The organism is Streptomyces sp. CRN 30 (assembly GCF_034105845.1).
In genome coordinates this window covers 1-13,864 of record NZ_JAVRHI010000413.1, presented here as the reverse complement: position 1 = coordinate 13,864, position 13,864 = coordinate 1, and the positions used below count along the sequence as shown (strand labels likewise).

Here is a 13,864-nt window from a genome sequence, read left to right as displayed (position 1 = left end):
CGAACGCCGCCCGGCGGCGCCCTCGCCCAGCCCCGGCACGCTCAGCACCTTCGTACGGAACGGCTCAGAGGCCCGCGCGGGCTGCTGCTCGCCGGCGCCCGGACCCGACGGCTGCGGTTCCCCGCCCTCGCCGGCCTCCGGCCGCGCGGCGTCGTCACCGCCCTCGGGACCACCGTCCTCGGGAGCCGGCGCACCGCCGCCCCCGCCGGGACCACCGGGCCCGTCGGGATCGTCGTCGCCGCCGTCTCCGTCCTGCCCGCCGAACTCCTCCAGCGTCTCGTCCAGCTTGTCCTCGTCCAGACCCGGCGCGTCGAACGGGTTGCGCCTGCGCCGGTGCGGCAGCGCCAGCAGCGCCGCCTGCCGCACGTCCTCCGCCAGTACCTCCGTACGCCCGGCCCACGCCGCCAGCGCGGTCGCCGTGCGCGCCATCACGATGTCGGCGCGCATGCCGTCCACCTCGAACGCCGCGCAGGTCGCCGCGATCTGCCGCAGCGCCCCGTCGCCGAGCCGCACCGACGGCAGCAGCTCCCGCGCCGCCGCGATCCGCGCCCGTACGGCGGCCTCCTCGTCGGCCCAGCGCGCCGCGAAACCGTCGGGGTCGTCGTCGTGGGCGAGCCGCCGCCGTACGACCTCCACCCGCTGGTCGGGCTCGCGCGAGGCCGCGACCTCGACGGTCAGCCCGAACCGGTCCAGGAGCTGCGGCCGCAGCTCGCCCTCCTCGGGGTTCATGGTCCCGACGAGCAGGAACCGGGCGGCGTGCCGCACCGAGACGCCCTCGCGCTCCACGTACGAGGCGCCCATCGCGGCGGCGTCCAGCAGTAGGTCCACCAGATGGTCGTGGAGCAGGTTGACCTCGTCCACGTACAGAATCCCGCGGTGCGCGTCGGCGAGCAGGCCCGGCTCGAACGCCTTCACGCCCTCCGACAGCGCCCGCTCGATGTCGAGGGCGCCGACGAGCCGGTCCTCGGAGGCACCGACGGGCAGCTCGACCATCCGCGCCGGCCGGGTCTCGAACGCCCCCGGCTCGTGCGGCCCGTCCGGGCAGCCGGGGTCGGGGGAGTCGGGGTCGCAGGAGAACCGGCAGCCGGAGACGGCGTCCACCGCCGGCATCAGCGCCGACAGCGCCCGTACGGCCGTGGACTTGGCGGTGCCCTTCTCGCCGCGCACCAGCACACCGCCGACCGCCGGTGAGACGGCGTTCAGCAGCAGCGCGAGCCGCAGGTCGTCCTGGCCTACGACGGCCGTGAACGGGAACGGGGTCGTGGTCACTGGTCGTCGCCCTCCAAGTCGCCCTCAAGCTCCAGATACGTGGCCCGCAGCCGCTCCAGCGTCTCCGCGTCGGGTTCGGCCCACAGCCCGCGGTCGGCGGCCTCCAGGAGCCGCTCCGTGATGCCGCGCAGCGCCCACGGGTTGGACTTCTTCATGAAGTCCCGGTTCTCCGCGTCGAAGACGTACTCCGTGCTGAGCTTCTCGTACATCCAGTCGTCCACGACCCCGGCCGTGGCGTCGTAGCCGAAGAGGTAGTCCACGGTGGCCGCCATCTCGAAGGCGCCCTTGTAGCCGTGGCGCCGCATCGCCGCCATCCAGCGCGGGTTGACCACCCGGGCGCGGAAGACGCGGTGCGTCTCCTCGCCCAGCGTGCGCGTCTTCACCTGGTCCGGGGTGGCCGAGTCGCCGACGTACGCCTCGGGGCTCTCACCCGTCAGATGGCGGACCATCGCGACCATGCCGCCGTGGTACTGGAAGTAGTCGTCGGCGTCGACGAGGTCGTGCTCGCGGGTGTCGACGTTCTTCGCCGCCACCGCGATCCGCCGGAACGCCGTCTCCATGTCGCCGCGCGCCGCCCGCCCGTCGAGCCCGCGCCCGTAGGCGTAGCCGCCCCACACCGCGTACACCTCGGCGAGGTCCGCGTCCGAGCGCCAGTTGCGGGCGTCGATCAGCGGCAGCAGACCCGCGCCGTACGCCCCCGGCTTCGAGCCGAAGATCCGGGCCGTCGCGCGCCGCCGGTCGCCGTGCCCGGCGGTGTCCTCGTCGGCGTGCGCCCGCACGTAGTTGGCGTCGGCGGGCTCGTCCAGCTCGGCCACCGCCCGCACCGCGTCGTCGATGAGCCCGACCACGTGCGGGAACGCGTCCCGGAAGAAGCCCGAGATGCGGACCGTGACGTCGATGCGCGGCCGGCCCAGCTCGGCCACCGGCACGATCTCGAACCCGGTGACCCGTCGCGAGGCGTCGTCCCACACCGGGCGGCAGCCCAGCAGCGCGAGGATCTCAGCGATGTCGTCGCCCTGGGTGCGCATCGCGGAGGTGCCCCACACCGTGAGACCGACGGACTCCGGGTACTCCCCGGTGTCGGTCAGGTACCGCTGGACCAGGGAGTCCGCGAGCGACTGGCCCACCTCCCAGCTCAGCCGGGACGGGATCGCCTTGGGGTCGACGGAGTAGAAGTTCCGGCCGGTGGGGAGCACGTTGACCAGACCGCGGGTGGGCGAACCCGACGGTCCCGCCGGGACGTAACCGCCGTCCAGCGCCCGCAGGACGTGCCCGATCTCGTCCGTGGTCCGGGCGAGCCGCGGCACGACCTCCGCGCAGGCGAACTCAAGGACGGCGACCGCGTCGCGCAGCTCCGCGCCGAGCACCTCCCGCACCAGTCCCGGTACGGCCGCCGCGTCCCAGTCCCGCGCCTCCATGCCCTCGGCGAACCGACGGCACAGCTGTTCGAGGAGGTCGATCGCGTCGGCGCCCGTCCGGGACGGGCCCGCCACCAGCTCCGTCAGCTCCACCGGCACCTTCACCGGCGCGCCCGGCTCTGCCAGCAGCTCCTTCTCCACCAGCCCGAAGTGCTCGGCCAGGGCGGCCCTGAGCCCCGGCAGCGCGTTGGCCCGCCCGCCCCAGACCTGCGAGGCACGCAGCACCGCGAGGACCAGGTTGACGCGGGGTTCGCCGACCGGGCCGCCGCCCAGGATGTGCAGCCCGTCGCGGATCTGCACGTCCTTGATCTCGCACAGGTAGCCGTCGATGTGCATGACGAACGAGTCGAACTCGTCGTCGTCCGGCTGGTCGTCCACGTGCAGGTCGTGGTGGAGTTCGGCGGCCTTGACCAGCGTCCAGATCTGCGCGCGGACCGCCGGTGCCTTCGTCGGGTCCAGGTCGGAGACGAGCGCGTACTCGTCGAGGAGCTGCTCCAGCTTGGCCAGGTCGCCGTAGGTGTCGGCGCGGGCCATCGGCGGCACCAGGTGGTCGACGACGGTGGCGTGCCCGCGCCGCTTGGCCTGGGTGCCCTCACCGGGGTCGTTGACGATGAACGGGTAGACGAGCGGGAGGTCGCCGAGGACGGCGTCGGGCGCGCAGCCCGCGCTCAGCCCGAGGCCCTTGCCCGGCAGCCACTCCATCGTGCCGTGCTTGCCCATGTGCACGACGGCGTCGGCGCCGAAGCTGTTGTCGAGCCAGCGGTAGGCCGCCAGGTAGTGGTGCGAGGGCGGCATGTCGGGGTCGTGGTAGATCGCGATCGGGTTCTCCCCGAAGCCGCGCGGCGGCTGGATCATCACGACGACGTTCCCGAACCGGAGGGAGGCGAGGACGATGTCGTCGCCGTCCACGTAGAGCGTGCCCGGCGGTTCGCCCCACGCCTCGGTCATGGCGTCCCTCAGCTCCGGGTCGAGCTTCTCGAACCACGCCCGGTACTCCGCCAGCGGCACCCGCGCGGGCGCGGCGGCCAGCTGGTCCTCCGTCAGCCACTCCACGTCGTGCCCGCCGGCCTCGATCAGCCGGTGGATCAGCTCGTCGCCGCCCGCGGGGTAGCCGTGGACGCCGTACCCCGCGTCCCGCAGCGCGTCCAGCACCTTCACCGCCGACGCGGGCGTGTCCAGGCCCACCGCGTTGCCGACCCGCGAGTGCTTGGTCGGGTACGCGGTGAAGACCAGCGCGATCTTCTTGTCGGCGTTCGGCTTGTGCCTGAGCGCGGCGTGCCGCACGGCGATCCCGGCGACCCGTCCGGCCCGCTCGGGGTCGGCGACGTACACCGGCACGTCGTCCGGGCCCTGCTCCTTGAAGGAGAACGGCACCGTGATCAGCCGGCCGTCGAACTCGGGGATCGCGACCTGCATCGCCGCGTCCATGGGGGAGAGAGCGGCGTCGGACGCCTCCCACGCCGCCTTGGAGGAGGTCAGGCAGAGCCCCTGCAGCACCGGCACGTCGAGGTCGGCGAGCGCGCCGACGTCCCACGCCTCCTCGTCACCGCCCGCCGACGCCTCGGAGGCGTGTGTGCCGCCGGCCGCGAGGACCGTGGCGACGAGCGCGTCCGCGCGGCCGAGCAGTTCGTACAGCCCCGCGTCCGCGCCGCGCAGCGAACCGCAGTACACCGGCAGCGCGTTGGCGCCGCGCGCCTCGACCGCGTCGCACAGGGTGTCCACGAAGGCGGTGTTGCCGCTCAGTTCGTGGGCCCGGTAGAAGAGCACACCGACCGTCGGGCGGCCCTCGGTGAAGGGGCGCTCGCCGTGGACGCCGTACTCCGCCGTCTTCCGTGGCTCGTCGAAGCCCTCGCCGGTCAGCAGCACCGTGTCGGAGAGGAACCGGGCGAGCTGGGTGAGGTTGTCCGGGCCCCCCTCGACCAGGTAGCGCAGGGCCTCGGCGACCACACCGGCCGGCACCGACGACTCCGCCATCAGCTCGGCGTCCGGCACGGACTCGCCGCCGAGCAGCACGGTCGGGACGCCGGACGCCTTCAGCGCCGCGAGCCCGTCCTCCCAGGCGCGCCTGCCGCCGAGCAGCCGTACGACCGCGAGGTCCGCGCCGTCCAGCAGCCCCGGCAGCTCCTGCCGGACATCGACGCGGGTCGGGTTGCCGATCCGGTACGCGGCGTCCGACGCGCGGGCCGCCAGCAGGTCCGTGTCGGCGGTCGACAACAACAGCACAGTGCTCATGCGGGCGCTCCCGGTGGAATGAAGGGCAGTCCTTGCGGCGCGCCGGACTCGATGAGCCGCCACAGCGCGTCGGTGTCCGCGTGGTGTTCGATCAGGTCGCCGAGCCGGTCGAGCTGCTCCTCGCGCAGCGCGGCGAACGACGTGTCGGGGGCGGGCACGAAGCGGCGGCCCGCGGCGGCGGCCACCTCGCGCAGGAAGGCCCGCCGGAAACCGTCCGACTCCAGCGAGCCGTGCCAGTGGGTGCCCCAGGTCTGGCCGACCCGGCAGCCGTCCAGGAAGGGGTCTCCGCCGGTCACGTCGGCCACCCCGTGGTGGATCTCGTACCCCTCGACCCGTTCGCCGAGGGCCTCGCCCACCGGCCGGGTCAGGGTCTTCTCGCGGTCGAACCGCACCCGTACGGGGAGCAGTCCGAGCCCGTCGACGTGCCCGCGGCGGCTCTCCACGTCGTCCTCGATGTGCTCGCCGAGGAGCTGGAAGCCACCGCAGACACCGAGGACGGGGCGGCCCTCGGCGGCCCGGCGGGCGATCGCGTCCGCGAGCCCGCGCTCGCGCAGCCACTCCAGCGCGCGGACCGTGCCGCGCGTCCCCGGTACGACGACGAGGTCCGCGTCGGCCAGCTCCTCCGGCCGGTCCACGAACCGCACGACGACACCCGGCTCGGCGGCCAGCGCGTCCACGTCCGTGAAGTTGGACATCAGCGGCACCGCGCAGACCGCGATCCGCAGCACGTCCTCGCCGACCGGCGGCGCGGTGTTCGACTCGCGGACCGTTCCGCGCAAGGAGACACGGAGCCCGTCCTCCTCGTCGATGCCGAGGCCGTGCCGGAAGGGAAGTACGCCGTAGGTGTGCCGCCCGGTGAGCCCGCGCAGCATCTCCAGCCCCGGTTCCAGCAGCGAGACGTCACCACGGAACTTGTTGACGACGAACCCCGCGACCAGCGCCTGGTCCTCGGGCGAGAGCAGCGCGACGGTCCCGAAGAACGAGGCGAAGACGCCGCCCCGGTCGATGTCGCCGACGACGACCACGGGCAGCCCGGCGCCCCGGGCGATCCCCATGTTCACGATGTCGGTCCGGCGCAGGTTGATCTCCGCCGGGCTGCCCGCCCCCTCACAGATCACCGCGTCATACGTGCCCCGCAGTTCGGCGAGGCACTCGAGGACGGTGCCGAGCAGTCGCTGCTGCCGTCCGCCGTGGTACCCCCGGGCGCTCATCTCGCCGACCGGCTTCCCCAGCAGCACCACCTGGCTGCTGCGCTCGCCGCCCGGCTTCAGCAGCACCGGGTTCATCAGCGCGGTCGGCTCCACGCGGCACGCCTGCGCCTGCATGGCCTGCGCCCGCCCGATCTCCGCGCCCTCGCGCGTCACGAACGAGTTCAGCGACATGTTCTGCGCCTTGAACGGCGCCACCTTCACGCCCTGCCGCACCAGCCACCGGCAGATCCCCGCCGTCACGACGCTCTTGCCCGCGTCGGAGGTGGTACCGGCGACGAGCAGACCCCCACCGCTCATGACGTGCGTCCTCTCCACGTACGGGGTGCACGGGGCGTACGGGATGCGCGGGACGTACGGGGTGCAAAGGATGTACGCGCTGTGCGGGATGTACGCGCTGCGCGGGATATACGCGCTGCGCGGGATGTACGTGCTGTGCGGGCGTCCGCGAGGAGCCGCGCGCCCGCGCACACGCCCAGCGCCAGCCAGGTCACGCGCCGGGAGAGCCGTACCGCCCGGTCGATGTCGGCCGTGTCGACGGCCCGGCCCGCCGCGCCGTTGAGCACCGGCCGGTGCTCCACCCGGCCGCCGTACGAGAGCGTCCCGCCGAGCCGTACGCCGAGCGCGCCCGCGAAGGACGCCTCGACGGGACCGGCGTTGGGGCTCGGGTGCCGCCCGGCGTCGGCGCGCCAGGCCCGTACCGCGCCCCGGGCGTCGCCGCTGGCCACGACGGCCGCCGCGGCGGTCAGCCGGGCGCCGGGCCAGCCGGCCACGTCGTCGAGGCGCGCCGAGGCCCAGCCGAACCGGCGGTGGCGCGGGGACCTGTGTCCGACCATGGCGTCGAGGGTGTTGACCGCCCGGAAGCCGAGCAGGCCCGGCACGCCGGCCACGGCACCCCACACCAGGGCGCCCACCACCGCGTCGGAGGTGTTCTCGGCGACGGACTCCACGACCGCGCGGGCGATGCCGTCGGCGTCCAGGGACTGCGGGTCGCGGCCGCACAGGTGCGGCAGCCGTTCGCGGGCCGCCTCGACGTCACCGGCCTCCAGGGCCCGGCCGATCGCGCGGGCCTCCCGGGCCAGCGAGGTGCCGCCGACGACGGCCCACGTCGCGGCCGCGGTCAGCGCGGCGGAGGCGGCGGGGGAGGACCGTACGGAACGGGCGGCGAGCAACCCGACACCCGCGGCGCCACCGGCGCACACGGCCGTGTGCAGCGCGCCCCGTCCCCGGTGGTCACGCCACAGCACCTGTTCCACGGCACCGGCGGCCCGGCCGAACACGGCGACCGGGTGCCCGCGGCGCGGATCGCCGAGGAGCAGGTCGCCGAGGAGGCCGGCGGCGGCACCGTACGCGAAGACGCGTCCGGCACGCACGGGGTCAGCCGGTCACACGGGAGAGGGGAGTGGCGGGCCTGCGTCCTGAACGGCAGCCGAGCATCGCGTTGTGTCCTCACTCAGGGTGTCCACGCCCTGGTTCGACGAGACCGGCGGTGAGAGTTCCTGACTCCCGGGGAGCACCCCCGGTCACAGTGGCGGGACCGCGCCGGATTCTCACCGGGCTTCCTCTCCAGCCGCCGTACATGGCCCCGGAAGTCCACCACGGTCCGAGAACAACCGTCAACTTGCCGTTGACCTGCGAGGCTGCAGTGTGCTGTGGTCCACAGTGCTGAGCACGCGTCAGGTCGTCAGATCGACGCTTTATGTGCTCTTCCCCGGGCGGGAAGCTGGGAAGACTCCAGGGGAACGGCAGCGCGTGTACATGGCGATGGTGTTTCGGTCGAGCGGCGGGTGACAGCGTGGTGACCGGGTGACGGCCGACGGTGCTGGAGGAGGTGGGTGTGGTCGACAGCGGACTGCCGGGACGCACGTGGTTCAGCAGCAGCTATTCACAGGACGGGCAGGATTGCGTCGAGGTGGCCATCGGCCGGGTGGACGACGGCGTACGGGTGCGTGATACGAAGCGCCGCCGGGCCGCTGTGCTCGCCTTTCGACACTCGACGTGGTGTGGTTTCCTGGCGGGGCTTGTGGACCCGGAATCGCGCGGCGCCTGACCGCCGCGCGGGGGGACGGGAGGTACACGCATGGCAGACCGAGCGGAAGGAACCGCTTCCGCACGTCCGGGATGGCCGGGCGCGCGGAGAGACCGGTTGACCGGGGCGCGGCCGCTGGCGCTGTACTGCTCGGTGGCGGGCATCCTTGCCGTCGGGCTGGGAGCGCTGGCGGCCTTTCTGGTGCCGGGCGACATGGCCCGCGGCTTGGTATGGCTGTCGGTGACGGCCGTCGTGGCCGTGGGCGCGGGACTCTGGTGGGGGCTCACACCCGCCTCGGATCGTCGCCGTGCTCTGAACCGCGCTCTGGCGGCCCTGGAGCCCCGGCGGCGCCCCCGCTGACCGGCTGGGCGGGCTCCGACGTGGTCCGGCCGCGCAGCGCTCTGCCGAGCGCGGCACCCAGTGCGGTGAGGACCGACGCGACGAACGCGCCGATGACGGCGGTGGCGAGCGGAGCCGCAGCGCCGTGCGGAACGCTGGGCGCGGCGCGGGTGGCCAGCGCGATGCTGAACAGCAGGACGCTGCCGCACGCCGTGCCCAGCAGCAGCCGGGCGGAGACCAGCCGGATCTCCCCGGCCACGCGGGCGTTCTCCACCTCGATCAGCGCCTCGGCCCACTCGGGCCGCTGCATGGCGTACGCCTTCAGCGCGTGGTCGTCGAGTGGGGGAGCCCCCTGTTCCGCGGCACCGGACGTCCCGAGGGGATCGGCGGCGGGACCGGTGCCGGCCGGCGCGCGCCACCGCTGCCACCACGCTCGTATTCCGAAGACCGTCATGGGGCCTCCCCCGTCTCGTGCCGGGCCGTCCCAGCCCGGATTCAGCTGGTGGCCAGGCTCTCCCTGACCTCGTCGAGTACTTCGATCACCCGAGCGCCCTCGTACGCCTCGGCGCTGATCTCCTCGAAGTTCTCCTGGTGGCGGGCGACCAGCCCGAAGTCGTCACGGCTGCTCAGACCACCGCCCGGACCCTCCAGGAAGAGCAGATCGTCGTCGTTCTTGAATTCGAGCAGGATGAGGGAGATCGAGACGCTGAAGTGCGCGCCGACGGAGAAAGGCAGCACGCGGATGGTCGTCCTGGGGTGCTCCGTCAGCGTCTTGAGGTGGTCCAGTTGCCGCCGCAGTACCGCCGGACCTCCGATCTGACGCCGCAGCGACGCCTCGTCCAGGACGATGTCGATCTCAGGACCGTCGTCGGTCTCGAAGAACCGCTCCTGCCGGGTGATACGCAGCTCCACCTGCGGGCGCACCCGCGCTTCCCCGGTCTGGGCGGAGAGCAGCGCGGTGGCGTAGTCCTCGGTCTGCACCAAGCCGGGCAGCACGACGGGGTTGTACATGCGGATCGTGTCCGCCGATCCCTCGTAGCCCAGGTAGAGGGCGTACGCCGGTGACACCACCTCGCTGTACTGCGCCCACCATGACGCTCCCTTCGAACCGCGGGCGGCCTCCTCCAGCTCCGTGACCCTGTCGGGCTCCGTGACCCCGTACAGCTGAAGCAGGGCCCGCAGGTCGGTCACGCCGAGGCTGACCGTGCCCTTCTCGATTCTGATCAGTTTGGAGAGTGACCATTCCAGCTGCTGCACGGCATCCCGCTGGGTGAGGCCCGCCTCGTCGCGGGCCTTGCGCAGCTCGATTCGCAGCCTGCGTCGGTTCAGGCTCGGATCGATGTCTCTGGCCATGGTGCTCCCTGCCACGTGTCGTTGTTGACCGGTCGGGCCGCCACCGTCGAATAACAACTGTCAATGAGAATAGGTTAGTTCGACACTTGCGACCAGCGGTGGTCAGTATGACATGTGTCTTTCTGGTCCGGTCGCTTCGCTAGTCCGAATGCGTATGAAACCTGTCAAATGCTGGTGAACGGGATGTGACGGGTGAGGGGAAGGATGTCCGTGTGGCAGAGGTGGCGCAGTGGGATTTCCGGCGCCTGGCGGTGGAGCGAGGAACATTCACAACCGGATCCACGGCGTTCGCTTGACGGCGGCATCCCCCAAAAAGAGCACCACCCCGCCGGGAAGACCGGTGGAACCGGTCCCGACGGGGCAGGGAGTCTTCTGTGGGGTGTGTGTGCCGTGTGTGCTCAGGCGACGATCAGATAGATGCCGTACGCCACAGCCGCCGCGCACGCGGCGAAGCAGGCGTACGCGCCGGTCACCGCGAGCGCCGCGGAGCCGCCCTGCGCGGCGGCCCGCTCCTGGCGGGAGAGGCCGACGATGCCGAGGGTGAACAGGGCCACCAGGCCGACGGTGACCACGAGGCCGACTCCGAAGACGGCGCCGAGGGCCGCCCAGTCGATCTTCATCCTGCTTCTCTTCCGTTCGTGTCCGGCCGGGCGGGCTCAGACGGAGGTGGCGGCCGGGCGGGCCGGGGTCTCGGAGGCGCCGGCGGGGGACGGGACGGCCGGGAGGCCCTCGGCCGCGGCGGCCGTCGGCGGCGGGGTGACGGCGGCCACCGCCGCGGTCACCACCCCGGCGGGCTCCCGCTCGGGCTCCTCGGCGGCAGCGGCACCGGCGGTGACGTTGGTGTGGTCGACGACCTCGCGCCGGGAGATCCGCCAGATCGCGAAGCTGGAGGCGATCAGCAGGACCGCGACGAGCGCCGTGCCCCAGTCGCCCAGACCGCAGACCCACTCGGCGAGCGCGGCGACCAGGGCCGCGGCCGGCAGGGTCAGGCCCCAGGCGACGAACATCCGGGTCGCCGTGGACCAGCGCACCACACCGCCCTTGCGGCCGAGCCCGGCGCCCATCACCGAGCCGGAGACCGAGTGCGTGGTGGAGAGGGAGAAGCCGAGGTGGGAGGAGGCCAGGATGACCGTCGCGGCGCTGGTCTGCGCGGCGAAGCCCTGCTGCGGACGGAGGTCGGTCAGACCCGAGCCCATGGTGCGGATGATCCGCCAGCCGCCGAGGTAGGTGCCGAGCGCGATGGCGAGGCCCGCGGAGAGGATGACCCAGGTGGGCGGGTCGGAGTCGGGGGCCAGCGCGCCGCCGGCCACCAGGGCGAGGGTGATGATGCCCATCGTCTTCTGCGCGTCGTTGGTGCCGTGCGCGAGCGAGACGAGGCCCGCCGAGGCGATCTGCCCGACGCGGTAGCCCTTCGCGGCGGCCTTGCCGTCGGCCTTGCGGCCCAGGGTGAACGTCAGCCGCGTGGCGAGCAGCGCGGCGATGCCCGCGACGATCGGCGCGGCGATCGCCGGCAGCAGCACCTTGGTGACGAGCACGTCGCCGTGGACCGCGCCGACGCCCGCCGAGGCGATCGCGGCACCGATCAGACCGCCCATGAGGGCGTGCGAGGAGCTGGACGGCAGCCCGACCAGCCAGGTCAGCAGGTTCCAGAGGATCGCGCCGACCAGGGCGGCGAAGATGACCTCGGGACGGATGCCGGTCTCGTCGACGAGACCCTTGGAGATCGTGTTGGCGACCTCCACCGAGAGGAAGGCGCCCACGAGGTTCAGCACGGCGGACATGGCCACCGCGACCTTGGGCTTGAGCGCACCGGTCGAAATGGTCGTGGCCATCGCGTTCGCGGTGTCGTGGAAACCGTTCGTGAAATCAAACGCGAGTGCGGTCACCACCACAATCGCGAGGATCAGCGAGAAGCTTTCCATTTACCCAGGCAATCGTTCGAGGTCATTGGCGGCTCGAACGTAAGTAACGTGAGTGAACGGAAGATGAACTGAGGGGGGCGTCGTGGTGACCGGAACTGTGACTGTGCCGGGGTCGCCGAACAGGCGGGTACGTCCGGAGGAAAGGCGTGCCTGGGCGGCGCTCGTGGCGACCGCCCGGCGCACAGTGGCCGACGGGCTCGTCGTCGGCACCTCGGGCAACGTCTCCGTCCGGGTCGGCGACACCGTCCTGGTCACGCCCTCGGGCGTGCCGTACGACCGGCTCACGCCCCAGGATGTGACCGGCGTCGCGCCGGACGGCCGGCAGGTGCTCGGGACGCTCGTGCCGACCAGCGAGCTGCCCCTGCACCTCGCGGTCTACCGGAACACCGGCGCCGGTGCCGTCGTCCACACCCACGCCGTGCACGCCACGGCCGCCTCCACCCTCGTCGACGAACTGCCCCCGGTCCACTACATGACCGCGGCCCTCGGCGGCCCCGTCCGGGTCGCCCCGTACGCCACCTACGGCACCGACGCGCTGGCCGTGCACATGCTCGGCGCCCTCGACGGCCGCTCCGGCTGCCTGCTGCGGAACCACGGCACCCTCACCTACGGCGACTCGCTCGACCAGGCCTACGACCGCACCGCCCAGCTGGAGTGGATGTGCCGCCTGTGGCTGACCGCCTCCGCGGTGCCCGGCCGCACCCCGTCCCTGCTGACGCCGGCGCAACTGGCGGAGGTCGAGGACCGCCTGCGCGGCTACGGACAGCGCGGCTGAGCCGCTCAAGGGGCCGGCGGGCCCCGCCCGGCCCGCCCCGGTCGCCCGCTCCGGTGGCTTACCCCGCACTCCGCCGGGAAACTGGAAGCTGTGCGCACCGTCACCGCAACGACCGCTGCCGTCACCGCGGCCCTGGCAGCCGGCGCCGCGAGCGTCGCCGCCGGGCGCCTCGCCAGCGACGCCGCGCTCAAGGCGTCCCCCGGCCGGCCCCTGCCCACCGAACCCCGGCTCACGGTGCACGGCACCGCCGCCGGGCAAGTCACCCTCACCCGGGACCTGGCCGCGCTGCGCCCCGGCCGGTACGGACTCGCAGGCGACGGCTCGCACGCCGTCGTCGGACCCGTGCTGACCGGCGCCCAGCACCCGGCCGACACCGTCGTACGCCGCCTCGAAGGCGTCACGCACGGCACCCTGGCCCCCGGCGACAGGGCCTGGCTGACCGCCAACCTGTACGTCGGCACCCCCCGCACCGCCCTCGGCCTCGACCACACCGACGTCGAGATCCCCGGCGACCTCGGACCCCTCCCGGGCTGGTTCCTGCCCGGTCCCCGAGGCACCTGGATCATCGCCGTGCACGGCCTCGGCACCACCCGCGAGCACGCCATGAACCTCCTGGGCCTGCTCCACCGCCTCGAATTCCCGACCCTGGCGCTCGCCTACCGCGGCGACGCCGGCGCGCCCCGCCAGAGCGACGGACTGCGCCACTTCGGCGAGAGCGAGTGGCACGACCTGGACGCCGCCGTGCGCTACGCCCTCGCGCACGGCGCCCGCCGGGTGGTCCTGCTCGGCTGGTCCACCGGCGCCACCATGGCCCTGCGCACCGCCGCCTGGTCGGCCCACCGCGACCGGATCGCCGGACTGGTCCTGGACTCCCCGGTCCTCGACTGGCAGACGACCCTGCGCGCCCTCGCCGCCGCCCGCCGCACCCCGGGTGTACTGCTGCCGCTGGCCGTCCGCGCCGCCCAGGGCCGCACCGGCCTCTCCGCCGCCGGCGCCGTCGGCCCCGACCGGCTCGCCGTCCCGGCCCTCGTCGTGCACGGACCGGCCGACACCGTGGCGCCCTGGCGGCTCTCCCGGCGCTTCGCCGACGCCCACCCCCGCCTGGTCGCCTTCCACACCGTCCCGCACGCCCCGCACGGAGCGATGTGGAACGCCGACCCGGCGGCCTACGAGGAGGCCCTGCGCCGTTTCCTGACCCCACTGGCCTGAAGCGCCCGCCTCCGCCGCGCCGGCTCGGCCTCCGCCTCCGCGCCGGCTCGGCCTCCGCCTCCGCGCCGGCTCGGCCTCCGCCTCCGCGCCGGCTCGGCCTCCGCCTCCGC

General features: G+C 73.4%; 11 protein-coding genes and 1 riboswitch. Of the genes, 3 read left to right on the top strand and 8 right to left on the bottom strand.

Annotated features, from left to right (window positions below; translation table 11 throughout):
• The 4 genes from UW392_RS45500 to UW392_RS45485 all read right to left on the bottom strand — a co-directional run.
• Nucleotides 1-1,269, bottom strand: a 1,269-nt coding sequence (locus UW392_RS45500) for an ATP-binding protein (protein ID WP_320781209.1), incomplete at its 3' end; no start/stop codon positions are given.
• Nucleotides 1,266-4,919, bottom strand: coding sequence for a cobaltochelatase subunit CobN (cobN, locus tag UW392_RS45495; RefSeq protein WP_320781208.1), 3,654 nt, complete (start codon nucleotides 4,917-4,919; stop codon nucleotides 1,266-1,268). The genes cobN and UW392_RS45500, both read right to left, overlap by 4 nt.
• Nucleotides 4,916-6,427, bottom strand: a complete 1,512-nt coding sequence (locus UW392_RS45490) for a cobyric acid synthase (RefSeq protein ID WP_320781207.1) — start codon at nucleotides 6,425-6,427, stop codon at nucleotides 4,916-4,918. The genes cobN and UW392_RS45490 overlap by 4 nt, the downstream gene beginning before the upstream one ends.
• Nucleotides 6,424-7,500 carry a cobalamin biosynthesis protein gene (locus tag UW392_RS45485; RefSeq protein WP_320781206.1) on the bottom strand — a complete coding sequence of 359 codons (1,077 nt, stop codon included), beginning with the start codon at nucleotides 7,498-7,500 and terminating at the stop codon, nucleotides 6,424-6,426. The genes UW392_RS45490 and UW392_RS45485 overlap by 4 nt, the downstream gene beginning before the upstream one ends.
• Before the next feature lie 98 nt (nucleotides 7,501-7,598).
• Nucleotides 7,599-7,742: riboswitch (cobalamin riboswitch) on the bottom strand.
• Between the two features lie 222 nt (nucleotides 7,743-7,964).
• On the opposite strand from UW392_RS45485, the gene UW392_RS45480 reads away from it, so the two are divergent.
• The gene (locus UW392_RS45480; protein ID WP_320781205.1) at nucleotides 7,965-8,177 is read left to right on the top strand and encodes a DUF397 domain-containing protein; all 213 of its coding nucleotides are present in this window, start codon (nucleotides 7,965-7,967) and stop codon (nucleotides 8,175-8,177) included.
• 262 nt (nucleotides 8,178-8,439) lie between these two features.
• On the opposite strand, the gene UW392_RS45475 is transcribed toward UW392_RS45480, so the two are convergent.
• From UW392_RS45475 to UW392_RS45460, 4 genes are all read right to left on the bottom strand, one after another.
• Nucleotides 8,440-8,949, bottom strand: a complete 510-nt coding sequence (locus UW392_RS45475; RefSeq protein ID WP_320781204.1) for a hypothetical protein — start codon at nucleotides 8,947-8,949, stop codon at nucleotides 8,440-8,442.
• A gap of 41 nt (nucleotides 8,950-8,990) precedes the next feature.
• Nucleotides 8,991-9,848, bottom strand: a complete 858-nt coding sequence (locus UW392_RS45470; RefSeq protein ID WP_320781203.1) for a helix-turn-helix transcriptional regulator — start codon at nucleotides 9,846-9,848, stop codon at nucleotides 8,991-8,993.
• 398 nt (nucleotides 9,849-10,246) lie between these two features.
• On the bottom strand, nucleotides 10,247-10,468 hold the full coding sequence (locus UW392_RS45465) for a hypothetical protein (protein WP_320781202.1): 222 nt from the start codon (nucleotides 10,466-10,468) through the stop codon (nucleotides 10,247-10,249).
• Nucleotides 10,469-10,504: 36 nt separating this feature from the next.
• Nucleotides 10,505-11,770 carry an inorganic phosphate transporter gene (locus tag UW392_RS45460; protein WP_320781201.1) on the bottom strand — a complete coding sequence of 422 codons (1,266 nt, stop codon included), beginning with the start codon at nucleotides 11,768-11,770 and terminating at the stop codon, nucleotides 10,505-10,507.
• A gap of 85 nt (nucleotides 11,771-11,855) precedes the next feature.
• Between UW392_RS45460 and UW392_RS45455 the strand changes: the two genes are divergently transcribed.
• Nucleotides 11,856-12,545, top strand: coding sequence for a class II aldolase/adducin family protein (locus UW392_RS45455; RefSeq protein ID WP_414497378.1), 690 nt, complete (start codon nucleotides 11,856-11,858; stop codon nucleotides 12,543-12,545).
• Nucleotides 12,546-12,635: 90 nt separating this feature from the next.
• Nucleotides 12,636-13,754, top strand: coding sequence for an alpha/beta hydrolase (locus tag UW392_RS45450; protein ID WP_320781200.1), 1,119 nt, complete (start codon nucleotides 12,636-12,638; stop codon nucleotides 13,752-13,754).
• Nucleotides 13,755-13,864 lie beyond the last annotated feature (110 nt).

Coding starts and splice junctions, on each gene's coding strand:
- cobN (WP_320781208.1), bottom strand. CDS start 4,919: ATGAGCACTGTGCTGTTGTTGTCGACCGCCGACACGGACCTGCTGGCG.
- UW392_RS45490 (WP_320781207.1), bottom strand. CDS start 6,427: ATGAGCGGTGGGGGTCTGCTCGTCGCCGGTACCACCTCCGACGCGGGC.
- UW392_RS45475 (WP_320781204.1), bottom strand. CDS start 8,949: ATGACGGTCTTCGGAATACGAGCGTGGTGGCAGCGGTGGCGCGCGCCG.
- UW392_RS45470 (WP_320781203.1), bottom strand. CDS start 9,848: ATGGCCAGAGACATCGATCCGAGCCTGAACCGACGCAGGCTGCGAATC.
- UW392_RS45465 (WP_320781202.1), bottom strand. CDS start 10,468: ATGAAGATCGACTGGGCGGCCCTCGGCGCCGTCTTCGGAGTCGGCCTC.
- UW392_RS45460 (WP_320781201.1), bottom strand. CDS start 11,770: ATGGAAAGCTTCTCGCTGATCCTCGCGATTGTGGTGGTGACCGCACTC.